This is a genomic window from Pedobacter sp. AJM, from assembly GCF_002197755.1.
Taxonomy (GTDB): Bacteria; Bacteroidota; Bacteroidia; order Sphingobacteriales; family Sphingobacteriaceae; genus Pedobacter.
In genome coordinates this window covers 970,930-995,598 of sequence record NZ_NHOT01000003.1, presented here as the reverse complement: position 1 = coordinate 995,598, position 24,669 = coordinate 970,930, and the positions used below count along the sequence as shown (strand labels likewise).

The window sequence follows — 24,669 nt, the reverse complement described above, 5'->3', positions numbered from 1 at the left end:
CGCTAACCCTATTTTCCGGGCAATGGCGCTTTTGATTTCCGCCATTCCCAGGGGGCTATGGCACTACTATCCTGCCATAAACCCACTTTGTTTTTCCTGGCTGTGATTTCTAACCGGGCATATAAAAGATCGGTTGAGTATTTTTTAAAATGCCAGGCCATGCCCAGCTTCAGCATTTCCTGGTTGATTATCTGTTTTTTATGGTTAATAACTACCGCGATTAATCTTTTGTAGCGGTCGTATTTTTGGCCGTGTATTTCCACCAGCTGTCCGAAACATAAATCTGACAGGGCTTTTTTTGCTTTTTGACCGTAAGGTTGTGAGCGTCTTTTTTCGGGGCAATCAATGTGGGCCAGCCGGATTTTAATGGGAAAATCCTGATATAAAACTTCCATGGTATCGCCATCTAAAATGTGGATTACTTTGGCTGTAAAAACAAGATTACTATAATTTATGCCTTTATTTCCTCCTGGCTGGATAAAGCAGGCCTGAAGCGTGAGCAACAACAGCAGCAGGCTTACTTTTCCCAGCCGCATAGTGTTTTGCCGTCTTTTTTGGCTTTTTCGATATCAATGGAAATAACCCTGTAAGTGCAATTGCGTAAGCCGCGGCATTTTGAATTATTATGGTATTTTTTGGCATTCGGACTGTTGCAGATGTACACCGTAAGGGTTTCTTTGCAGGTCATGTTAGCAAAGAAGAGGATAAGTAAAGAGAGTGTTTTCATGATGAAGGGATGATTGAGGGAAATTATGGGATAGTTTTTCTCTGTTAATGAAGATTTTTTTGAATGTGATAAATAGTTATAAATCGGATCATTGTTTATAGCCTCCCTGAATAAAATTATTAATTACAGGCGCTAAATTAGTAGCTAAATCAGTCGTCCGTAGTTCGAATTTCTTCACCTTCATTGCTTTAAACCAATCTGTCCAATATTGTTTAATGACATCCTCTTCATAAGGGTTTTTAACGGAGGGATTAATGCCTAACACCATAATTTCGAGTTCTTTTAAATTATATGGGAAGGAAATAAAACCAAGTTTGTTTTTCTGCATAATGGCAGGAAAATTGGCATTAACAAGTTTTTTTGACAGTAGAAATTGTGGAGTGATGTAAGAACTTTTTCCTGCTACTTCAATTTTACTGTCTTTATGGTACATATAACCATCGGTTAGTATGACTAAAATATTTCGATGTTGTGGTTTAATGCAATATTGCTGCACATTGCTTTTAAAAAATCTCCAGATATCGGAGCCTACATAGTTTCCATCTTTAATGGCACGCTGATAAATTTTAGTCGGGTTATCAGTATAAATCTTATCTATATTCAGGAAATCTTTTTTACTGGTTTTAGGATTAAAATCGACCTTTAAACTTTGGCTTAATTGATCGATATCTGTAATTTTAGGAATGGGATTAAAGAAAACCTGCATCTGGTCTTTTAACAGCAGCATCTTTTTTCCTCTTACATGATTAATAAAGGACTTTTGTACTGATTTAATATACTGAAGATCGCGTTGGTAAATCCCAGGATTCTTTTTAGGATCAATCCGATCAGATAAATCCAGTAAAAAGCTGATATTAAGGTTCTGTTTCGCAGGCTGGGCTTTAGCCTCGGTTGCAAAAACACTGGTCATTAAGATGCCCAGCAATATGTTTGATAATTTTAAATTCATGATCTTGGGCTTTATAACGTAGTAGTATAAACCGCATTTTGGGAATCTTCACTGGCCCCTACACGTTTAAGGTTTTCGTGATAGCAGGCAATACACTCACTTTCGAGCGTACTTTTTTCATATTGAGAAATATGCAGTTTTTGGTTAATAAAGGTGATCCATCCCTGCATGTATTCTGAAGCATATAAAACGTACTCCTTCGTTGGTATAATTACAGCATCGATTATCTGTTGCAATGCAGTAACCCTTCCCTGTGCCTCCAGCGAACTTTTCTTGATTTCACTAAGTTCCTCGAGCAATTTTGCCTTTTGAATTTCAATATCGGCTATCCTATCCTGATGAATCTGGATGTCTTTTTTTCTACGCAATTGCTCATGTTTGATTTTGTCTTTCTCCCGGTGTTCTTTCATGATAAAGTCGAATACTACGCCCCATATAAGATACACCACAAAACCGGCAAAAATGATTCCCCAGAACTGGATTTTCCCAAAGGCAACGAAAATTCCAAATTTGTCATCTTCTGCAGTTTTATTTAATTCATAAATCTTCTCTTCGATCTGGTAAGCTAGTATAGCATCGAATAAAAGCGATGTAATAAAAAGGATTCCGATTTTGAAATAGTTCCATTTGCTTTTAACCTCACCGAACATGTGGATCAAATAACCCAAACCCAGGAACACAAAAGGGATAAAGGTGACAAATAAACCTTCCAGCGAACCATCCTGCCACGCTTTTTCAAAAGCTTTTGCATCAAGAATGTTCATAACAACAGTGGCACTATTCGCATCCAACAGTTTAAAAAAAGCAGAATATGAGGTAGAAATATAAAAGGTAAATAGATATAAGCTTAAAGGTAAAAGGATGATCAAACCAATCCAGAACTTACTTGAAGCACCTTTTGAAGCACTGATGTGGTATTTCTCGGGATTCCGGGACAGGTCGTTAATTTCAAATTTTAACTCTTCAATATGATCTTTTACGGCCCTGATATCGCTTTCCACCTTGTTAATCTGCTGTTCTTTACTTTCTTTACTGATGACCAGTGTTTTAATTTCGGTTTCTTTAGTTTTCTGCTCACTGATATAGGGTTCTTTCGCCAGTTGCTGTTTTTCTACCAACTCCTTTTCTTCATTTTGAAACCTGGCATAAATGGCATTTAAGCATATCGAGAGTGCCAAAGGGCTGCCACTGTTTCTAGATGCGTCCCTAAAGCCAGCTTCGTGGTAAGTTCTCTTTCTTACCTCTTCTGTTTCATTGGTAACCGGATCCTTAATTTTTATATTTCCATCCTGAGGCAGATCAGCTGTTTTTGGGTTTAAAAATTCTTCTATTTGGGCAATCATAACATTAAGTTTTGGGTTGATTTATGATGTGATTATTGTATTTCTTTTTGCCGAAACAATGCGGTCTCTGGGGTATGTTTTTTGAACGGGTAAAATTTCAGCCGCTTTTTCCTCTTTTTTTTCAGGTTCACTTTTCTTATAAAAGGCAATAATTAAAAACAATAGTCCGGTGATGATATCCAATTGGATCCAGATGCTTTTTCTATGCAGGTAAATGGGGAACAGGGGATTAAAAAGGATAAGCACGAGAACAAAAATGATGGCTAAGGAATATTTTTTTTGCTTAATCCAGCTGTAAATAAGCAATGCCGCTCCCAATGAAACAATAGTTCTTAAAAAGGCATAATATTCTATGGGCAACTTTAGTATAGCGATGAAACATGCTATGGCACAGATGACACCTGTAAACCTTACTGTAATTATACCCTTATTATCTTCATTCATCTGTTTCACCAACGGTATTTTATTGTCGCTTGGTAATCCCTAAACGTTTGACTAAATGCTTCTGTAAATTCATAATTGCTAAATTCGTATTCTTCATTTAAGCCTGTATTTGTACGGAGGTTGATCTGTCCATATTTGGCGATCGGAATTTGATAGTTACCTTTAAACCTTTTATCCGGTGTGCCGTTTTTATTTACTTTTGCCCAAGTCTTGTCAATAACTTTTGAATCGCGGGGTACCGTTCCTGTTTCTGTAAACCGCACATAACTTTGCTGTACATTAATTTCATCAAGTCCGATGATGGCAAAATCTTTCTGGTTAGCGTACATTATGATAAAACTGGGGTAGAAGTATAAATCTGCGCCATTTGCATTTTCAAAATAAAGTGCTTCAACATCAGACCTGATCTCAGCAAGCGATTTAAAAGAGAACTTTACGTCTCTTTTGCTTACAATAGTGCTGGCCGATGAACGCGCAGCAACACGGTCTTGAAAGTGTGCACTGGTTACATCCCAAATTTTATGCGAGGTAGTTAAATTTTTAAATGCTTTAATTAGCTGTTCGTACTTTTCTCTGATTTCTGAATCGAATTCTACATCCAGTTTCACGTAACAGTGATCAATCAGATCTGTAGTTTGTTTTATAGCCTCTTTTTGTGCCTCAATATTGAGCTTCAAAGCTTTGGGTATTGTTTTATTTATCAACCCATAAAGGAATAGGTAACTTAAAATCAGTTTCATTTTTGAAGTGCCCAAAGCTGTCTGAATGTTTAGCAGATCACTTTTTAACTCTTTTCTTTGTTGCCGGGCCAAAAGGATGGCTTCTTTTACCCCTGTCATATTTTGACTGGTTATCTCCTGCACATCTGCGCTAAAAATATTCCCAAAAAGATGTAGGGGCGCGTCGTGATCGTAGCTATCGGGAGTAGTGTTTGAACCCGACAGTTTATGTCTGTTGTTAATATTTAAAAACGGAAGAGAAGTATTTAGATAAGTCCCCGATTTTCCGAAAGTCATACTTGCCCCTTTAACCCCAATGGACGTGGATATGCCACTTTTACTTAAGTTTAAATGAACACCTGGGATAATTTTAATTCGTTTATGAAAGCTCCAAGCCATTTTGATGTTTTTTAATTTTGATACTCCAAAACTATGTAGCTTAAAGAGGCTTTCCTTACGGAAAACCGTAAAATGATAAACTATTTTTTTAAAAGGTGTAGGCTGATTTATAGTGCATTAGCTATGCATTTAGACAGTAAGTATATTCAAAAGAAGGGTCATTTCTTTATCTATAAGATAAAGAAATGACCCTTTTTGGTAAGCTTAAATGGAAACTTTAATTTATGTGCGGTAAACCTTAACTTGTTAAATTCCATGAAATTTTGAGCCATATAGTAGCCAGGCGAAATCAATTACCTAAAGATGACAGATGGAAGAAGTGATTGTTTAAAAGGAGAGATTGCCCTGTCCATTCTCAACAGACAATGAAGCAAATACCTATGTTTTTTTAAGTATGGCAGTTATAACTTTTTAAAGGTTAAGGTATGAGTCATTGACTGATAATGCCCATCAGTTTTGACAGTACCTACATAGCTACAGTATTGATCTGAAATTGAAAAACATTATACAGAGATCAGGCTTTGACAGGATCCCTATTGCAGTGAAGGATCAGGTACTCTTTTTCAGAAGTGATGGATAATGGGCCATCCTTCTGGGTAAATGGAAATTGATTTTTTTCAAACATTGAAGGTAATGAGGTTTGAAAGAATCTAGAGATCAAAACTTCACGAATATTAAGGAGGCCCACCGGAAGGTGGCTAAGTTTAGATGATTTTATTGGCAATACAGTGGGCAATTAGCTGTCCGTTGTTTGAAATGTTTAAAGTTGTTTTAATCAGGTTGATACGCTTTTCGATACTGCTGAGGCCGGAAGGTTCAAGTTTTTTCTGTTTTAAAAGATCGGGCATTTCTTTTTGTGTTCTCCCTTCTAACAGCAAAGAAACAATAGCCTTATCATACTCGGTAAAGGTATGGGCATTTACCTGTTTTTGCCTAAGATTGGGTGAATAGTATTTTTTATTTTTATAAATACTTTCTATAGCCAGTTTCAGGTCCTTTGCATCATGTCTTGCTTTTGGAACAAAAGCATCGATATTCAATTCTTTAAAAAGTGCGCTTGCAATTAATGCCCGGTTTTCAATCGAGAAGACCAATATCTTTAAATCAGGTTGTATCGTCCTTACAGCTTTGATCAGCGCCCTTCCGTCAGCAATTTTTTGTTTGGGTGATTCTTCGTCAAAAGAAAGGTCAGTAATGATCAGTTCGTAAGGATTACCCTCATTAAAGGCTTTTGCTATACGTGTTAACGCATCATCACAATAAAATACATAATCTTGGTTTGAGATTGGAATATTCAGATCGGCAAGTGCATTACGAAGGGAAAGGTTAACAATTTCATGGTCTTCTGCTATCAATACTTTTTTGAACATGGCTATACTTTTTTAAATTGGAAATGAGAATTTAATGTCAAGTCCTTCATCAGGCTTGGTGTCAAAAGTAATACGGCCTGAAATATTTTCAATACGGGTTTCCGTATTGTTCAAGCCATTTTTTTTGACCACTCCCTTCATTCCTTTACCATTATCGAAATATGAAACCGTTATACATGCATCTTTCCGCTCAAACGTGATGCTCACGCGATCTGCTCCACTGTGTTTACCCATATTTGTCATGAGGTTTTGCAGGATCAGATATACCTCATCTTTTATAGTAGCTTTAACATTTTTCCATAGTTCTTCATCATTACCCGTTATTTCAATGTCAACATTGGCCGATGAATAGGCGTATAACATTTTCAATAGTTCTTTGGCAAAACCTTCTTTAGTATCAATGTCGCTGTTTTCGTAGGAAAGATCTCTGGATATTTTATAAATAACTTCAAGTTTGTCTGCTAGGATAGTTTTATTCATCTCATGATCATTTTCTACTTCCGACATCACTTGGTATATTTTATTTGCAACCCCGTCATGCACTTTTTTAACATATTTAAGTTCGGTTTTTTTAACCTCTATCTCTTTTTCCTGTTTTAAACTTTTTTGCCTCCTTCGGTAAAAAAGATAGCCTAATATTAAGCATATAACCAATGCACCTATGCCTATATTTCTTAAGAGGATGTCTTGTTGTTTCTCAATGTTCTCTGCCTGAGCTTTCAGAAAATCTGCTTTATTCTTTTCTGAGGCGTAACGAATAACTGCGAATTGATTTTTAGCCGCAGAACGGACAGTCTGTATACTATCACTAAGATTTTGATAGGTCTGAAAATATTGCTTGGTTGCTGCTGGCGGACTAAGTTTGATTAGTTTTTGCAGACCCTCTAAACGGTCATCAACCTGGTTTATCACCATAGCATTTTGATATCTTCTATTTGCATAGAATAAAGCAGAATCGGGTTTACGGTCGGTGTAGTAGTCGGCAAGGTGTGCATAACTCGCATTAATCCCAAGCAAATCATTATCTTTTTTCCTTATTCTTAACGCGCTTAATAATTCTGGAGCAGCTTTGTAACTGGGGTTTTGAAGCCATTTGGTTATGGCGATGTTGGATAATATTCTTGCAAAGATACCCCTGTCGAGTTTTTGATCTAAAACACTTTGATAGATGGCTATGGCTTTTTGATAAGCCTTTCTTTTTCTGTAAATATTTGCGATATTATTTTTGAGAATGGCTTCGGGATTGGCACCTGTGATATAATTTAATGCTTCTGTATAAAATACAATGGCTTGGTTATAATCTTTTAAATTTTCGGACGCAAAACCCAGGTTGTTTAAGTTCGACTTGATAAATATGTGCTGCTTCGAGATCCTTTTATCAAAGAAGGGGGATGCATTTATTGATAACTCTTGTCCACCAAAATAATCGCCACTATTTGTTGAGATAATGGCCATATTTAAAAGGCATTTAGCAACACCCAAACTATCATTTTGTTGAATAAACAGGTCTTTTGCTTTATCGAAATAGAAGAAGGCGCTGTCGTTTTCTTTCTCTTCTGAGTATTGATATGCCTTATCGTATAGGGGATTATTCTCTTTTGTTTTGGTTTTTGCATTGGGGCTTCTATCAAAACAAGAGAACAGGAGTAAAATAGGGATTATTGTAATATTGAGGCGCTTCACTTTTTAGATTTTAATCTAAATTAAAGAAATTTATGTTGGAATGCACCTATTGCTATCTATTAAAAATATTGAGCCTCAATTTAACTAAACTTTAAAAGATATTTTAAACTAAATAAGGCGGCAGTTTGCCGCCTTAACTTACTGTTATTATTTAGGCGGTTTAATTTGGCCACCTTCCCCACCAGTATCATCACCTGGAGGCTGATCACCAGGATCTCCATCTTCACTATTAGTTACATTTACAGTAGTAGATGTTCCGCCGGTGCATGATGTATTTGAAGGACTTACAAGTCCTAAGAAAAGAGCAATAAAATATGGTAAAAACATAATTCAAAAATTTAAAAAGTGATGTACACGTAGTTCCCCACGCCCCATGCGTGGGGGTTGCTACAAACTGTAAATCAGAAGGCCTTCTGAAATTTTTGGGAAGTGATGAGTGTCTGTCGCGGGAGCTAGTAACTGCTTCCCAAACCGGCTACTAACGACCGCGATTTCTACTCTTTTTATTAATCAGTTTTTTATTTAGCTTTGATAATGAATCGCCACCTGTGCTGATCAACGATACAAATATGGGGTGAGTCAAAAGATTAATTATCAATACATTCCGATGTTTCCCTTCTTTCCATTATAATTCCGGAAAACCGTAAAGTTTCCGGAAATTCCACCCCTATTTTTACGCTAAATTTTTAAAGAAATGTTTGAAGAGTATAAATCATCCCTACTAGATTTTTATCATGTAAAAAGAAAAAGCCAGCGGCTCACGCTTAATCTTGATCAACCCGGCAGAGAAAAGTTAAGGAAAGAATGTGTTGAGGTTTTTTTGAGAAAAAACACTCAAAAAGACAAAGACTTAATTAGGTCTATTTTCGATCCCCGAAACCAATTTGATGATCAGGTGAGAAGTATAGAAAGATTTAAGCTGGACAAATTCAGACCGCTGGTAAGTTTTATGGTAGAAGGAAGAAGTACAAGGGATGAAGGACTGGTTAAGCTTCTTGCCTGGTTAATAGATTTTCCATCCTACAATGAATGGAGAGAACTTAGCGAAGAAGAATTAAAATTTATTTTTGAGGAAGCAGCTAAAAAGCCAGAAGAAGATGCGAATGATGTTACAATTGATGAGGGAGAGCTTAAGAATGAAGAAGAAGCGATTCAAGTAGAAGATTCAAATGACGATCAGCCAAAAAAGGAAGAATTCAAGAAAGAAGGTCAAAGTGGTGGTGAACTAGAAAATGATAGAGACGGAGAGGAATCTAACCCTGAATCGGAATACATTCGTCTCTTCTCCCCCCGCTACATCACCATATCCTGTATCCTTCTACTTTTTATTGGCTCGACCTCTTTTGTTGCATGGGAAACTAGTCCCGCTTCAATTCGAATGCCAAAAGCAGATGAGGGATGTATGTACTGGAATGAAGATCATTATGAGCCCGTAAAATGCAATACACAAATGGCAAATGCTACAATAATCCCATTAAATCTTAAAAAGTTACAGCGTCAAAGGAAGATTAACCTATCAGATACCCTAACCAGCTACTCATTAGGTAGAGTATGGTACAAAGGTTTTGTAAAAAATCATGAATTTTTCACGGATAGCGGTGCATATCCTTTAGATACACAAAGAGTGCTCAAACCCCTTTCAAATACCATTTTAACCAAGTACACGTCTAATTACCGCTATTGGAATACCCGGTTAGCATGGTTTTTATGTGCCGCTTTTTTTATAAGCCTTTGCGGCTTTGCGGTGAGTAAGCTAGAGAAAGAAGTCATAACAAAAGATGATTCTGGAGCGCAGGATACGCAAGCAGTATTGCCATTAGCGGAAGAACCCATAGTTGAACAAACCGAAGGCTCTTTGGCCATGTAAATCATGATAGAAATGGTTTAGCGCATTACATATTGTGCTACACGACATGCAATTTTGTATCTAAATTATAGCTACTCAATTTAAGCAATGGCATGCGCTGGAATTAATGTGTGTAATCAATACAATTGGTGTTCTGCTAAATGGAAGTGCACAAGGATTTCTTAATCTTTGTTTTTTGATGTATGTGTATGATTGTTAGTACGAAAGTAATTCGAAAAACAACCTTGATTTTTCCATCCTAATGATTTTCCCCATCTCGTGAAATACGCTTTCTGCCAACATTTAATTGCTAAGATCGACAAAGTCATAAGAGGACATTAATATATGGCTGAACTTTAAATTTGTCTTTATTGAAAGGATTTTATAATAGCCCCTAACCAATGGAATATTTAGGATAAAATTGAGTATAAAAAACGGAGGATCAGCAATTTATTGCTGTCCTCCGTTTTCTATTTTTAGAAATATTGATAATCAGGTATGTAAGACCTGGTAATTACAATAGGGGTTTTATCGTACCCTGTTTTGGGTATTATAGTAACTGTTACCTTTACTACAAAGTTTTTATTAAAACCACCAACAGTTATAGTAGGCAAATCATTATCCTCATTTGGGTTGCCAGGCACCGGAATAGGGCCTCTGATGTTCTCTGTGAATGAACCATGCTGTACCTGGTAAAATTTATTTGCTTCGTCCTGGTAAGCTAAAATCCCGCCAGTAATTAGGCCTGTCATTACAGAATTATTCCAGTTACTGTTTCCTTTAAATTGATCATAATAAAACAAATCCGTACTAACTTCATAAGATTCAATCTCCGGTAATAGATCAGGGTTGATCTTCACTTTAATTGAACTGGGATCTAAGAAATAATGTCTTTGATAGAGGTCATCATCTGGTGGCAGGTGATTACCTCCGGTAGCTTGCTGGGAAGTTAATAAAACAGGTTTACTTTCCAGGTTCCAAACACCAAGCTGTTTATCAAAACAAGGAAGCAGGAAATTACTCAAGTCTGGGCGTGTACCGGGAGTATAAAGGCCTGCAATTGATGATACATTATTGGCCGATGTTGAACTTATTGTTCCAAGCAGGTTGATGGTACCATTGGTTTTAAATTCTATTTTTTGGGTAGTCGATGTTGTTTCTGATTTTTTGCCTATGAATGATCCAAATAATAAATTGATGCCGGCGTTTATAATCTCTTTTACTCCGCCACCGATCACAACACTTGCGGCACTGCCAAATATTTTTTTTATAAATGATGAACTATCAGATTTTACTTTGCTTTTGATGTAGTCTTTTGCTGCATCGCCACCAGATTTTGCTGCAGAATTAGCAGCGTCCTGTAAACCGTTCTTCGTCCCTACGCTAACGATTGTTCCGGCTGAGCTTAGCTGCACATCACCGGATAAGCTAACCTGAGAAATATTACTGGTGGTAGAAAATACACGCATTTTAATTATTTTGGCAACGGCATCTGGGTCATATGTGATTTCGGTATCAAATGCATTCCAGCCGCGTGAAATTCCTTTTGTAGTCGCATCTAAACTTAAATTGCTTGATATTGCCAATGGATCTTGGCTTAGTTCATTAATTGGGGTGGCAAAATAGCCCACATTATTAAGCAATGCATTCTGACTGGTAAAACTAAGTCCCCACATACCGTTACTTCCAGCTGTGACATCATCAGCTAAAAAGTAATAAGTACGAATGATACCGGTAAACTTATTATAAAAAAACAAATAATTCTGACCATTCTCGGTACCGCTTAAAAAATTATATAATAGCTCCCAACCCTCCTCTTTTTTGTAATCACTTAAGATGAAATCAGGTATTTGTGTGGTTGCACCATTATACCATGGAAGAATACGGGTTTGGCCATTTGTCAGGCTTACATAGGGATTGGTTTCCCAGTTGAAACAACTGTTTACACCAGTTATCGTGTTTATCGTTGCCTGCGAACCAGGTTTCGTTAATGCTTCGATATCTTTAGGAAGATCTTTTTTGCAAGATGTAAAAAAGCTTAATGTCAGTGTCAATGAATAAAGGTAGTTTTTTTTCATAAAAGGGTTTTTAGTTTAAAAATATGAGAAATGAATTTGCGAATAGATGAATAACAGTTTGTAGTTGTGATGACCAATAAAGATGCTTTTACAAAATTTTTAAGCAGGCAATATAATATTTTAGTAATGGTACTACAAATTGATTACATTAAAAAGGCGCTTTATAAGTATTTTAAAGTAATTATTAATGTATTTCTAATGTAGTTTTAATCTTAATCGTGTGTGCTTTGATTTAAAATAGAAATGGTGGTAAATGTTCAGGGGGTCATAGATTTTTGAAACGATCGAGAAATATATTTAAGTAGGGTTTCAGGCATGGGCCTTAAATGAAATAGCTGGCTATCCCTAAAAATAGAGGCTCTGCTATGGTATCAGAAATTCTCCATGATTTTTTAACTGCGAATATTTAAATTTGAGCATTTGCGGATGAAAAATCACCTTTTGTTAACATCATGAACAACGATTTACATTTTCAACTTGGCTATCCGGATCAGTCGCTCAGTGATTTTGTATATTGTTTCTCCTCTCTGCAAAATTTCTCCAATCAAGAGCAGGCCGTGATCATTCCCAATGGCAAAATTGACCTGATATTTTCAAAAATTGGTGAAGCTGATTTTCAGATTGCCTTGCTTGGACTGGAAACCAAGCCTAAACATGTTGATGCCGAGGTGAATAGCTTTTTTTCTGTAAGCTTTCATCCATTAGCAATAGAATACTTGTTTCACTTTCCCATTGCTGAACTATTGGATACCGGGAAAATATTGCCATCAGGTTTCTGGAATATCAACAGCAATGACCTGAACAATTTTGAAGTATTCTGTAAAAAGATAACAGCGAAAATCCATTCCATTTTACCTGAAAAAATAGATGAGCGGAAAAGAAAGTTGTTTCAACTGATCTTTTCTTCCAATGGGGAAATTTCCATCAGTGTGCTTGCCCAGGAAATTTTCTGGAGCCAACGGCAGATCAACCGTTATTTTAAACAGCAGTTTGGGCTCTCCTTAAAATCATATTGCAAGATACTTCGCTTTCAGGCTTCCCTTCGTGATATTAAAAATGGTGAACTTTATCCAAAACTTAATTTCACCGACCAGTCGCACTTCATTAAAGAAATTAAACAGTTTGCCGGGGTATCGCCTAAAGAACTCCATAAAAACAAAAACGACCGTTTTTTACAATTCCTGGTTTACAAGGAGGAGTAGTTTTGCTGTATAAATAACGATTATGCGGTTAGAAAACAAAAAAATAGCCATTATAGGGGGTGGTCCCGGCGGACTGACCCTGGCAAGACTTCTACAACAAAAGAATATTAATGTAAAAGTGTATGAAAGAGATGTTGATAGAAATGCCCGGGTGCAGGGATCTCCTCTGGATTTACATGAACATTCAGGGCTGGCCGCATTAAGGGAAGCAGGTTTACTGGATGAATTCAGGAAAAATTATATGGAAGGTGCGGATAAGACTACGATTACCAATGAACAGGCGGAGATTGTTTTCAGCGACGCCGAAAATAAACAGGAAGAAGCATTTGGAGAGGAGCATTTTCGGCCGGAGATTGATCGTGGCGTGTTGCGTAGCATCCTGATTGATGCCTTAGATGCAGCGTGCATCGTTTGGAACAGGCAATTTGTAGCCATGCAAAAACAAGGTGAGGGCTGGCTGTTAAATTTTAAAGATGGCACAAATGAATATGCGGATATCGTGATCGGTTCGGACGGTGCAAATTCAAAAATCCGTCCTTATCTAACCCATGTTCAACCTTTTTATTCGGGTATTACCATGCTTGAAGGCAATATCTACGATGCTGAAAAAAAAGTCCCGAAGATTTCGGCTATGCTGCGGGGCGGAAAGATCATGGCATTTGGAAATCAGCAGAATATCCTGATGGGACAAAAATCGAATGGAGAAATTGGTTTTTATGCCAGTTTTAAAGCCGAAGCAAACTGGGCGGAAAAGAGTGGTCTGGATTTTTCTGATAAATCAGAGATGCTTGAATGGTTTAAAACAGCATACAGCGAATGGAATGAAATCTGGCAGGAGTTATTTGAGCACGCAGCTATGCCTTATATTGTAAGACCAATCAACTGTATGCCATTGAACCAAAGTTGGGCTGCCATGCCCAATCTGACCATTATTGGTGATGCTGCACACCTTATGCCGCCATTTGCCGGAGAGGGCGCAAATATGGCCATGCTAGATGCGCTGGAATTGAGTCGGATGCTCTTATCAGAAGAGTATAATGATATTCGGCATGCAATCGCTCACTATGAAACAGAAATGCGGGAAAGAGCATCTTCAAAAGCAAAAGAATCTCTTGAAAATGGCGAAAGGATGCATAGTGAAAATGCACTGTCTGTTATGACCAGTTTCTTTAGCGGAACTTAGCGGAAACTTAAAAGGCCCTTTTAAATGCTATAAATTAATATTAAATGGCAGTTTCTTGTAAGTGATAATTCGTATTAGAATGTAATTTTAAAATTATTTAATTTGTAGTATAAATTTTATTAAAAATGTAACTTTTATAATTTTTTAACTCTTTTTTTGTAAGTCTTTTTAAGGCTAATGTTTTCCGGTTTTGATTAGGCTTATCATTCCAGTTGTAACCGTTTTCTTTTTGATATCATGGTTCTGCATTAATGTGCCTCATATGTGGCAGGATGATAAACTCAATCTTTTATAATGCATATACCATTTAACTGTCCTTTAGGATGTTTAAATGCACTATGCTATTTTTGAGAACAGGATCAAAAAAGTTAAATCAGGAATAATATTGTATTTTAAAATATAAAATTTAATAAAATAAATAAGTAATTAAAATTAGATTAATGTTGCTGTAATTCCATAAAACGAACACCGTTGAATGATTTATGAACATTTGTGTCATAAATTTGATGATTAATAGTGGTGCTGCGGTTGCAGATATATTTTCTTTGCATCTCTAACCAATATAATCATACATGAAAAAACAACACTCACTGACAAGTGTAACCAGGAAGGTTACCTTTGTTGCTGCAACTATTGCGCTGGCAAGCGCTGCATTGTTAACAGGCTGTAAAAAAGATGCAAGGATGGAACCCGAAGCAGTTGCAGTTACTGCCACTACGCCGCCGTCTGACAAATCCGCAGTTACTGAATCCTATCAATCTGGTACAAATAATGGCTTCTTTTGGTCGCTTTGGAAGAGTGATGGTGCTACAGGTACCGTTAATTACGCAAATGGCGCCGCCGGAAATTACAGCGTTAACTGGAATGGTTTCAATGGTAATTTTACCTGCGGTAAAGGTTATTCGGTAGGTTCGGCAAACTACAAGATCGGGTATAACCTTAGTGCTTATTCTAACTCCGGAGGTGGTACTTTTGGCTGGTACGGATGGAGCAGAAGCCCCTTTTATGAGTACTACGTAAACGAAACCTGGGGTGCAGTTTCACCTCACAGCGGTACTTTCCTGGGTACATTTGATAGTGATGGTACAGCTTATAACGTATGGACCCGCTGGATGACAGGTAAAAATATTGATGGTGGCGATGGCTTCAGACAGATTTACAGTTCAAGGGTTACAAAAGCTGCTCCCGGACAAAATCGTGTAATTACTTTTGCCAACCACTACAACAAATGGAAAAGCTACGGATATACGCTTGGTCAGCTAAATATTCCAGCAATTATGGTTTCGGAAACATGGGGCACGAATACCAATGGCAATATTAACTGTACCATTTGGGCACAGTAGACAGTATTTAATGCAATCACAACCGCATCCTGCCTGGCAATAGCCTGGCAGGATGTACTTCAGGTACTTTCTGATCATTTACCTGGATTAAAAATCTTTTAATGTTATTTAACAATTAGTTATCATGAGATCCATCTTTTATTTTCTTGCTTTTTTCATTTTTGCCATCTCTGCCTGTAATTCGTCAAAGCCTAAAAACACAGATGGAAATAAAAAATCGCTTATCGGTAAATGGTATAAATTTTCCATGGCAAATGGATATAGTGAATTTGATATTGATTCGCAATATGTAGTTTTCTATAACCAGAAGGTTGGCCGGTTCAAGCTTGCGTATAAAATAGAGAATGATTCATTAAGGTACCTGACCAAACCATATGTAGCCAAAATTGCAAACTATGGTGACTCTGTGCTTATGCAAGGTAACGACAGTACGGAAGCCGTTTTGCACAGGTTTAAAGAACCGAATATTCCTTTTGAAACCATCCCTGAACAAAAGGATTCTTTAAAATTTGCTTCATACATTGCAGGTTTTGATAAAAGATTAATCCGTGAATTTGAGAAAGCCGGAATCAAGATTTCTGATGGTATGGAAAGGCATGAGGAGCCTGCATATGAAGAACTGTTAAAAAAAAGCAAATAAAAGAGTAACTGATCTTTATCGCCCCGGATAGCTTTTGTTCGGTCGTATTGGGTGTTCAGCTTGAAAATTTTTTAATTCAGACGTATTGCATAAGAGGATTAAAAAGTTTAAGTGATGTTCTCCTAACCGTTCGTCTAGAAATTACGGGCGTTGGTCTAGTGGTTGCTGATACTGGTATAATATCGGGTTTTTGCCTGCAACGTTTGATGGACAGCTGCGTCTTAATCACAAACAATAGCAAAAACTTAAAATATAAAGATATGAAAACCTTCACTAAAATAGTATTCGCAGCAGCATTAACAGCAGTCGTATTCACTTCATCAGTAATGGCCACTTTTGCCGCTGAGCCCGTTAAAGCAGAAACAAAAACTGCTTCATTATCAACATTCAACAGGATTTGGGTGAGCGGGAATGTAAAAATCATCTTAACCCAGGGTGATAAGCAAAATGTATCGGGCACCAGCAACTACGACGCTGCAAAAACCTTTGTATCAACTGATGGAAAAACCTTGTTCATCAACTCCATGGAAACCAATCAGGTCATACTGAACATTACTGTAAAAGATTTGGAAAGAATTGAAGCATACGGGCAATCCGTGGTGGTAACCAGCAATAATTTCGATGTAAAATACCTTCAGTTGTTTTTGAATCAGAGTGCTACAGCTAAGATTAAAACGACCACAGGTAGTTTGTATACCATTGTTAAGGATGATGCGATACTAAAATTAAATGGTACTGCTGATCAGAGTACCATGATCGCCAGCAACATCAAAAATGTAAAATTAGGAGACTTTGTCAGTCTTAAATCTGCATCTTTTGTTTCCCAGGCCATCATGGAAGCAGAACAAAATGCAATGGTGTTAGCAAAATAGATCACTATATTTAATGTGAATTAAAGCTGTCCATCCGGGCAGCTTTTTTTATTATACCGCGCAAAAGGATTTACCGGTTATCCCAAACCGTATCTTGAGATCAATATTTTCCTTTTCTATTTTGACTGATTTTTGTTCTTAACTTTAAGCAAAAACATGTAACTGGCGAAACAGCATATCATTCCAAAACAGCCCATCAAACTATAAACAAAACCAACAGATAGTTTACCTGCGATCAGCGTAAAAAATAAGATGCCCAGAGATACGATTCCACTGTCTGAAATCAATACTGACATTGCTTTTCCCCTGATTTCTGTGGGTGTGTTGAGCTGAAAGATACTCCGACCTGTGCTTCTGAATAATTGACTCATTAATCCTAAAACAAAAATAATAAGTAAAACAGCTAATGAAGTATCCGCAAAGCCCAATAATAACAGGAAAAAACAGGAAAGCATTCCCATCCAGGGCCAAAACCGGAGCAATTGATCCTGAGTAATATATTTAAGTAAGAGTCCGCCAAGCACGGCCCCAAATGCTTCAGTGGCACTGATCATCCCGAATGATTTTGCATCTGACTGGAGTGTGTTTTTAACCAGCAGCGGAAGCATTGCGCCAAATGGGAAAAGAAAAAACATCAGGGTAACACTTAATATCAGGCTATTGCGCAAAACGGGAGATTGCCTGATGTAAGAAATTGCAAAAATATAGCCTTTTTTTGCCATACCCTTGCCAGCGGCATCTTGGTGGAGGGGTATGGCGGGAAGCAAAAAAAGAATCAGAAAAGAGGGGATCTGCAAACAAAAATCGGCAATTAACAAGGGGGTAATGGTCATGACAGATAGCAGGTATCCGGCTAAAACCGGTGCAAAAATAGCGGCCAGGTTTAAACTGGAAGCATAAAAGCCAACAGCTTTTGCAATGTTTTCTTTTTTTACAATGTCGGGCAATAGTGCATTTCTGATACTGGGCTCTGCACTGTCAAAAACATTTCGTAAAAAAACAACTGCTACAATATAAATCCAGTGCAAACCAGACAGGTTCCAGATCACCAGAATCTGCAAACCTGTTGTAATCATTAATCCGGAATATACCCCGATAATCAGCTTTTTACGATCCATCCGATCGGCAAAATAACCGCCCACAAAGCTCATGAAAAACCGGGGAACAGTTCTGGCAAAAAATACCCAACCCAGTACTTCTGCAGAACCTACTGAATCTACAATATACCATCCTAATGCAGAAAGGGTCATGTAATCTCCTAATGCGCCGATAAATGAACAAACCAGAAACTTATTATAAAATGTGCCTGACCGATTTTGCGCTGCCGGATTACTTTCTGTTGTTGTATTTTGAAACAGGGCCATCAGCTAATATTGAACATCGGGTTGGGAATGGCCTGGTATAGCGTTTTTTCTGCAATGCGCATTCTTAATAAGGGTTTTATCATCAGCGTCGGACTAAAAAGCAGCTGACATAAATCATCTTTTAGCTGGTTGGGTACGGTGCAGCTTTGGATAATACGTATACTGGTTTCTTTAACTTTGCTCCAAATCTGCGGTTCAGGTATGGCGTATGCGCTGGCTGTACAGCTGATGATGCCCCCGATAAGATTATTGAAAAGTGTGTGCATCAATTCACTAACGGTATCTTTATAGTTCATAAAAGTGGAGGCTTCTCCATAAAAAAGGTGTTTCTGTTCATTAAAGGAAGGCGATGTGTCTGCCACTTGTACACTCCCCAGATCACGGTAAGCCAGTGCGCATACCTGATGAGATTCATCAAAAACAATCATGGTATTTTGACCATGCAAATCCAGGGCAATACCTTTATACAAAAATACTTCCAGTGGCATAGTTAACAGGGTTTCGATCAATTGATCCAGGTAAATTTCTACTGATAATTTAGACTGATTGATGAACTGACAAAGAAGTGGAGTTGGGTGTAATTTAGTAGAATGGGTTAAAGCCGCAGCAACCACCATGGTTTCTCCCGGTAAACAATGGTTAACGGGATCATTTCTTAAAAGAAAAGACAGACCAGGATTTGTTTCTCCCTCGGTTTTAAAATGTGCCGCACACACATCACTAATTAATCGCCCACGTTTGTTCGCAATAGAGGGGATTTTCTGCATCATATCCGGAATCATTTTGCTGAATTCAATACCGTTATACAAATCCCGGAGGGTTAAGGATCTTTTAACACTGGTAGCCTGAATACTTATGGGAACCTTAATGTGATAAAACGGCTGGCCCGGAGTAGCTGGTAAAAATGCTGTTCTCATAGATAAAGTTGGCAGGGCATCTATCGCCTCATCTTCAAGTTTAAATAAAACACCACTGTTGATGTGTGCCTTATATGCCTGAGCAATAACATGCTTGTATTGCCATGGGTGAACCGGCATGATCAGGTAATCCTTCGCTTGTTTATGTGACAACAGGTTAGCACTGTATTTTGTCCAGATGTCAATTTCATCAGAACATACCAGATGTGACCGGTGTACGGCAAGCAGTTGCAGATTAACCTTCGGTGAAAATTCCGGACTGTAAGCCAATACATCCTGTCTGGAAAAGCCCATTTTGGTTTTGGCACACACGTGGATCGGATGTCCTTTAAAGGGTATGATTTCTGAATGTAAAAGTGTTTCCCTCTGCTGAAAAACAGATTTTTTTGCTAAAATTACTGCTTTAATGCATTGGCTGATCTGATCAGTATGTGCTGCCTCATGATCAAATGCCATAGCGAGGTGATCTAAACAGTTATTGATTTCTGCTCTTATTTTTTCGCTACAGGCCTCTTCCGTTTTCCATAAATCCAGTATGCAGTTCAATAGGGCCATCACATCAAGTTCCGTTAAATCACCATCATTTCTGAGCAATACCACTGATAAATAAACCGTAATATTCCTTTCATTGGTTTCTACGCAGGTTAAAATTCCCCCACTGGAAGGGAGAACAATCCGCCTTACTTTAAACTGATCATTGGTGGTGGTTAAAACAAGCTGCCGCTGATCTGAATGCTCATGAATCAGCGCATAGAGCAGTCTTTGCATCACTTCCTGGCAAGCCTGAGCGTATCCTGATGTCTCAGTTTGCGGTAAAACTGTTGAAGGTAATGGTTGGGCTAAGTGATTCATGATGGCTTATTTAAATAAATAATCAAGGTATTGTGAAACTACTCGTCTGGATTTCCCTTCGGTTGGATACTCATGATCGACCATACTGGGCCGGATGTTCACCTCAATCACTGCAAAGGCTGATTCCTGGTAAGATACTGCGATGTCATCGCATCTGATATCAATACCAATCACATCAATTTCAGCTATCGCTGCTATTTTTTTAGCAAGGAGAAGGTTATCGGGATGAATATTTTCTGTTTGATCAATCGCTAACGCACCAGCCCAGCCATTTCCGCAATAGCTGATGTAAATTTTTTCGCCATAGCCGGGAACATATTTAAAGTCTAGTCCCTGCAATGCCAGTGCCTGCCCTGCATCTTCCATGGGAACCGGAGAAAGCATTTTAAAATTCCGGTTATAAACAGGCGTACCTTCCGTTTCTCTTTTCTTATTTTCAGTTTCGATCAGCTGTTCCAGCTGATCTTTTCCATTGCCGGTTACATAAGCCCATTCGTTCCATAATACGCCGGCAAGTTCATCTCCAATAAGTAAAATCCGATAATCCTTACCTGCAGCCTGACGCTGAAGAATGGCATGGCTGCTTACCTTTCTAACCTTTAAAAAAGCCTGTTCCAGATCTTTTAGATTGGAGATATTCAGGTGGATTTCAACCCCCTTGTTGGTGTCAAACGGTTTAACTACCAAAGGCTGATATTGTTCCAGAAATGAGATGGCCTCTTGCTGAAGGTCAGCACAAAACATAAATTCAGGGATAGGAATTCCATGGTTTTGAAGTAAGGTATTGGTTGCTAACTTGTTTTCTGAAAGGGTAGCCGCCATATGACTGACATATGGAGATACGCCACGGTTGATGAAGATTTTACGGTCACCTTTTTGAAGTTCAAAAATTTCTTCATCTCCAGGTACCAGCAGTTCACAACTGATACCTTGTTCCTTACATCTTTCCTGTATGAGGACACTATGTATATTTTTAAATCGCATGTTAATCGGTAGATTGAGGTATAATTTGTCTTTTAAAATTTCATAGCGAGTGAACCTATAATCTGCCTCAGCATTTGTGGCTGTGCATCGCTGTTCCAATATTTTTGGTTAGATAGGTTATTCATTTTAACGGATGCTGTCCAGCTTGGCTGATGATAACTGATTGCGGCATTCAACACTGTGTACGAGGGTATGGTAATGGTATTCGCGGCATCCCAGTATACCTCGCTGACGTAATTGCCGCCAAAGCCACCGCCAAAATTTTTCAAAAAGCCACTCACACACTGATAATTCATCCAAAGGTTAAAGACCTCACCCGGCGCACCGGCAACTTTTTTCCCGATTAGTGAGGGGGTACCAGATATAAATTTATTGCTGTTCCTGGCATATCCGGATATAATATAAAAATGATCAACAGGCTCTGCATTCAGTTCTGCTTCGAAACCCTTGCTTCTTTGTGTGCCCCCTTGTAAGCTAAAATTATTGATGTCGGTATAAGTGGCATTGTTAACTTTGATATCGTAAAAACTTAAGGTAAAACCCAAATGCTTGTTTAACAGATCTGTTTTAACACCACCTTCCCATTGGTTGGCTTGCTTGGGTTTTAACCGGAGTGTACCGCCATCAGGCTGGGTAACCGGCCCCTGATTTAAAAAACCATTCATGTAATTTCCGAAAAGAGAAACTTTCTGATCTACAATTTGATAAATCAATCCGAATTTAGGGGATAATGCCGTTTGCTGATAATCATCTTTTACCGGAAGACTATTTTCGATACTGGCCTTGTTTACAAACTGGTCCAGTCGCAAACTTGCCATCACGAGCAGGCGATCGGTTAGGTTAATAACGTCAGAAGCATAAAGGCTGTAATTGGTTTGTGTGTTTTGATAATGACCTGGTGTTTTTGCGGCCATTAAGGCATTGGCACGCTGGGCAAATAACGGAGCGAAATTTTGATTCACATTAATGGTATCATAATTAAAATACGCATAGTTTAACCTGGTAATTGTACTGGTAAAATCTGCACCAATAACGGCCCTGTTACGCATTTTGCCTATTTTAAAGTCACCATTAAAATTCTGTTGAAACTGAATGAACGAAAGTGTACGTGCGCTGTACATTCCTATATTCCTGGTCATCGTAGAATCCGTCAGCCATCTTGGATAAAGCTGATTGGCATAATCTACATAACCATTACTAAAATTCAGGTTGGTAGAGGAAACCCATTGATCAGACAATTTGTAGGTTGCCTTGGTAAAGAAATTAGAAATGGTTGTTTTAGCATCCACATCATCACCACCAATATATTTTTTGTAACCAATTGGAATATCCCTGAAATTTTTAAAAGTTGTATTCGGGCCAAATGACGGGTAGGGTTGCTGTGTTCTGGTTACCGCTGCAAATTCAGCATCAACGAGGAAAGTAAGTCTGTCGTTTATTTTATAAAGAAAACTTGGCGCAGCACTGATACTCTTATAACGTCCGATATCCTGAAAACTATCTTCAGCGTGGTAAGCTGCATTTAGCCTGAATAAGGATGTTTTTGATGCATTTAAGGGGGTGTTCACATCGGCCGTTATTCTCATTAAGCTATTGCTGCCTGTAAAAACGGCTATTTCAGTTGCCGCAATGGGATTTGGGGTTTTGGTAATTTTATTAATTAAGCCACCAAATGATATGGCACTGGAACCGAAGAGCGTGCCGGCCGGTCCTTTGATCACCTCAACCCGCTCAATATTAATGGGATCAGACTCTGCCCGGTATTGGGTAACCATACCATTTCGGATCGCATTTCTGGTGTCAAATCCCCTTATCCAGGCGCTTACCGTACCAATCGGTGTATAATAAGCCACTACGCCAGTAGCATTATTGATTACATCCTTGCTGTTGAGCGATAACTGACTACTGATAAGCTCTTTCGGAATAACAGAATACACCTGTGGATTCTCCAAATTCTTTAATGGGATTTTGGCAACCTGATCACTTTCCTTATAAATGTATTTATGTGCCCTGAGTGCGCTAACCGCTACTTCTTCCAGCTCTTTTATGGTCTCACTGATTACAAAATCAATATTTGTGGTTTCACCAGGCTCAATTTTAACAGTCTTGGTTTGAGTTTGGATGCCTATAGCAGAGAGTTGGATCACTTGATTTCCTGAAGCAAGATTTTTGATCCTGTAAAGACCTTTGTCATCCGTCACGCTTCCGAGTGTAGTACCTGGAACGCTTACGGTAATACCGGTGGCGGCTTTGCCATCATTGGTGGTGATTTTTCCTGTAATGGTTGCTGGTTTCTGTGCCCTAACCATCAGTACTGGTATCAACATTAAAAAAAGTACGAGTTTAATTTTCATATAAATTTAACCTAAAATAAACACTACAGTTATTTAGACTGAATAAAAATAGTAGCCAAAGTTGTGTAATATTTTTGATAGATCAAAGCATAAGTTTTGTTGAATTAAAATAAATGGAGTTACTGGGTGCTGGCGATTGTTTTGAATGAATATGCTGTATATGGATATTCATTCAGGTTTACTACCTGTATGCCTGAGGAAACCAATTTGGATAACTGTCATGTTATTATGTGGTTTAAAGTAAGGGCTTCAGCAAGTGGATCTGGATTGACCCAGCCTTCTATTCTTATATGACGGGCGAAAAAGGCAATCTCATCGGCATATATAAGGTAATGCCGCTGGTATGGAATGCGGATGCAAAATGGAACGTAGTAAGCCAGTAGGATACCGAAACCTGGATATGTGGCAAGGAGGTAACTTATGTAGCGCTTCTCCCATTGGATGGTATCCCGCAGGGACCACAAAAAATGAGTCAACCAATCAATAAACCGGTGGGTAAAATTTTGTTAGCTAATAAACCAATAATGCTAATCTGTTCTGGACCTTGGCCTAAATGATAAACGGGATCAAGTTTTGGATTTGATTATGTTGGTTTTTTTAAATGCAGGGTGGTAGCGCAAGCCGGATCATTGTTAAATTAATTCTTCTTTTATCCCGCTATACGGTGTTTAAGGAAGTGCAATGCTTTACCATCAAATTTGAAAATCCAGGCCACGGCATATTCACTGCAAATTTCTTCTTCATCAGGGTGTGATTTTCGGTACTCATCATTTGAATTGGTACCATAGGTTAGTGTGACCTCGTCATGATGATCAACCGATATGCTGTAGAAATAATAACAACCATCGCCTTTAATTATATTGTCGTAATTGACACTGTCCTGGTTTTCCAGGTTATTTATTTTCAGGAATTTAATGAGATTTTTAAATTCGCTCATTTCTGTTTTCTGATAAATGGAAGCAAAAGAATTGTCAAACATTGCTTTTGTAATTCTGTCATTATTCGCTTTACGTGCAGCATCGAAAATGGGATCTACTCCAAAAAAGTTTACTGAACTATCTGCTAATGGAAAGTTGAAATAAGCTAAAATAGCAGGTTTATCCTTTTCGGCCATTGCCTGCATGAGTGTTTTAATTTCGCCAATCAATTTCTCCCGTTTGGTAAAGACATTAGTTTGCGCTGAAGGTGTAACTGTTTCGCTTTTTTTTTCTGTTGTATGTTTACGCTCATCAGTTTGATTACAGGCGCAAAAAAATAGAGACAGCAGCAATATGAGAATGTTTTTTTTCATTAGATTGTATCAGGATTAGATCAAATTAACAAACAGAGATCAATTTTGTTCTGTCCCGGCTTGCTCGAAGTAGTTTCACTTAATCTACCGGTAAACCTAGTTATAGGTA

At 38.0% G+C, this 24,669-nt stretch carries 21 protein-coding genes; 6 read left to right on the top strand and 15 right to left on the bottom strand.

Annotation, left to right across the window (positions count from 1 at the left end; genetic code table 11):
* Window positions 1-8: 8 nt before the first annotated feature.
* The 9 genes from CBW18_RS10065 to CBW18_RS10025 form a co-directional block, all read right to left on the bottom strand.
* On the bottom strand, window positions 9-536 hold the full coding sequence (locus tag CBW18_RS10065; RefSeq protein WP_088301149.1) for a thermonuclease family protein: 528 nt from the start codon (window positions 534-536) through the stop codon (window positions 9-11).
* Window positions 518-727: a hypothetical protein gene (locus tag CBW18_RS10060; protein WP_088301148.1), complete on the bottom strand. Its 210-nt coding sequence runs from the start codon at window positions 725-727 to the stop codon at window positions 518-520. Before CBW18_RS10060 ends, CBW18_RS10065 begins: the two co-directional genes overlap by 19 nt.
* Window positions 728-815: 88 nt before the next feature.
* Window positions 816-1,676 (bottom strand): hypothetical protein, encoded by an 861-nt coding sequence (locus CBW18_RS10055; protein WP_088301147.1) that lies wholly within the window; start codon window positions 1,674-1,676, stop codon window positions 816-818.
* An 11-nt stretch (window positions 1,677-1,687) separates the two neighbouring features.
* Window positions 1,688-3,019, bottom strand: a complete 1,332-nt coding sequence (locus CBW18_RS10050) for a beta-carotene 15,15'-monooxygenase (RefSeq protein ID WP_088301146.1) — start codon at window positions 3,017-3,019, stop codon at window positions 1,688-1,690.
* 21 nt (window positions 3,020-3,040) lie between these two features.
* Window positions 3,041-3,463 carry a DUF6804 family protein gene (locus CBW18_RS10045; protein WP_088301145.1) on the bottom strand — a complete coding sequence of 141 codons (423 nt, stop codon included), beginning with the start codon at window positions 3,461-3,463 and terminating at the stop codon, window positions 3,041-3,043.
* Between the two features lie 5 nt (window positions 3,464-3,468).
* The gene (locus CBW18_RS10040) at window positions 3,469-4,581 is read right to left on the bottom strand and encodes a DUF4236 domain-containing protein (RefSeq protein WP_088301144.1); all 1,113 of its coding nucleotides are present in this window, start codon (window positions 4,579-4,581) and stop codon (window positions 3,469-3,471) included.
* A 704-nt stretch (window positions 4,582-5,285) separates the two neighbouring features.
* Entirely contained in the window at window positions 5,286-5,951 is a 666-nt protein-coding gene (locus CBW18_RS10035) for a response regulator transcription factor (RefSeq protein ID WP_088301143.1), read from the bottom strand.
* Between the two features lie 12 nt (window positions 5,952-5,963).
* Window positions 5,964-7,406, bottom strand: coding sequence for a tetratricopeptide repeat-containing sensor histidine kinase (locus tag CBW18_RS10030; RefSeq protein ID WP_172406488.1), 1,443 nt, complete (start codon window positions 7,404-7,406; stop codon window positions 5,964-5,966).
* Window positions 7,407-7,781: 375 nt separating this feature from the next.
* Window positions 7,782-7,961, bottom strand: coding sequence for a hypothetical protein (locus tag CBW18_RS10025; protein WP_088301141.1), 180 nt, complete (start codon window positions 7,959-7,961; stop codon window positions 7,782-7,784).
* Window positions 7,962-8,328: 367 nt separating this feature from the next.
* On the opposite strand from CBW18_RS10025, the gene CBW18_RS10020 reads away from it, so the two are divergent.
* Window positions 8,329-9,501, top strand: a complete 1,173-nt coding sequence (locus CBW18_RS10020) for a hypothetical protein (protein WP_088301140.1) — start codon at window positions 8,329-8,331, stop codon at window positions 9,499-9,501.
* Window positions 9,502-9,956: 455 nt separating this feature from the next.
* On the opposite strand, the gene CBW18_RS10015 is transcribed toward CBW18_RS10020, so the two are convergent.
* Window positions 9,957-11,558, bottom strand: a complete 1,602-nt coding sequence (locus CBW18_RS10015) for a hypothetical protein (RefSeq protein ID WP_088301139.1) — start codon at window positions 11,556-11,558, stop codon at window positions 9,957-9,959.
* Window positions 11,559-12,010: 452 nt separating this feature from the next.
* Between CBW18_RS10015 and CBW18_RS10010 the strand changes: the two genes are divergently transcribed.
* The 5 genes from CBW18_RS10010 to CBW18_RS09990 all read left to right on the top strand — a co-directional run bounded on the left by CBW18_RS10010 (window position 12,011) and on the right by CBW18_RS09990 (window position 16,798).
* Window positions 12,011-12,760: an AraC family transcriptional regulator gene (locus CBW18_RS10010; protein ID WP_088301138.1), complete on the top strand. Its 750-nt coding sequence runs from the start codon at window positions 12,011-12,013 to the stop codon at window positions 12,758-12,760.
* Window positions 12,761-12,782: 22 nt separating this feature from the next.
* The gene (locus tag CBW18_RS10005) at window positions 12,783-13,943 is read left to right on the top strand and encodes an NAD(P)/FAD-dependent oxidoreductase (RefSeq protein WP_088301137.1); all 1,161 of its coding nucleotides are present in this window, start codon (window positions 12,783-12,785) and stop codon (window positions 13,941-13,943) included.
* A gap of 572 nt (window positions 13,944-14,515) precedes the next feature.
* On the top strand, window positions 14,516-15,286 hold the full coding sequence (locus tag CBW18_RS10000) for a glycoside hydrolase family 11 protein (RefSeq protein ID WP_088301136.1): 771 nt from the start codon (window positions 14,516-14,518) through the stop codon (window positions 15,284-15,286).
* 124 nt (window positions 15,287-15,410) lie between these two features.
* The gene (locus CBW18_RS09995) at window positions 15,411-15,926 is read left to right on the top strand and encodes a hypothetical protein (protein ID WP_088301135.1); all 516 of its coding nucleotides are present in this window, start codon (window positions 15,411-15,413) and stop codon (window positions 15,924-15,926) included.
* Between the two features lie 260 nt (window positions 15,927-16,186).
* Window positions 16,187-16,798, top strand: a complete 612-nt coding sequence (locus tag CBW18_RS09990; protein ID WP_088301367.1) for a GIN domain-containing protein — start codon at window positions 16,187-16,189, stop codon at window positions 16,796-16,798.
* A 116-nt stretch (window positions 16,799-16,914) separates the two neighbouring features.
* Here the strand turns inward: CBW18_RS09990 and CBW18_RS09985 are convergent, their stop codons facing one another.
* The 5 genes from CBW18_RS09985 to CBW18_RS09965 all read right to left on the bottom strand — a co-directional run bounded on the left by CBW18_RS09985 (window position 16,915) and on the right by CBW18_RS09965 (window position 24,560).
* Complete coding sequence (locus tag CBW18_RS09985) at window positions 16,915-18,162, bottom strand: MFS transporter (protein WP_088301134.1); 1,248 nt, start codon at window positions 18,160-18,162, stop codon at window positions 16,915-16,917.
* Window positions 18,162-19,931 carry an IucA/IucC family siderophore biosynthesis protein gene (locus CBW18_RS09980; protein WP_088301133.1) on the bottom strand — a complete coding sequence of 590 codons (1,770 nt, stop codon included), beginning with the start codon at window positions 19,929-19,931 and terminating at the stop codon, window positions 18,162-18,164. Before CBW18_RS09980 ends, CBW18_RS09985 begins: the two co-directional genes overlap by 1 nt.
* Before the next feature lie 6 nt (window positions 19,932-19,937).
* Entirely contained in the window at window positions 19,938-20,915 is a 978-nt protein-coding gene (locus CBW18_RS09975; RefSeq protein ID WP_088301132.1) for a hypothetical protein, read from the bottom strand.
* 32 nt (window positions 20,916-20,947) lie between these two features.
* Complete coding sequence (locus tag CBW18_RS09970; RefSeq protein WP_088301131.1) at window positions 20,948-23,269, bottom strand: TonB-dependent receptor; 2,322 nt, start codon at window positions 23,267-23,269, stop codon at window positions 20,948-20,950.
* A gap of 649 nt (window positions 23,270-23,918) precedes the next feature.
* Complete coding sequence (locus CBW18_RS09965; RefSeq protein WP_088301130.1) at window positions 23,919-24,560, bottom strand: hypothetical protein; 642 nt, start codon at window positions 24,558-24,560, stop codon at window positions 23,919-23,921.
* Between the last annotated feature and the right edge of the window lie 109 nt (window positions 24,561-24,669).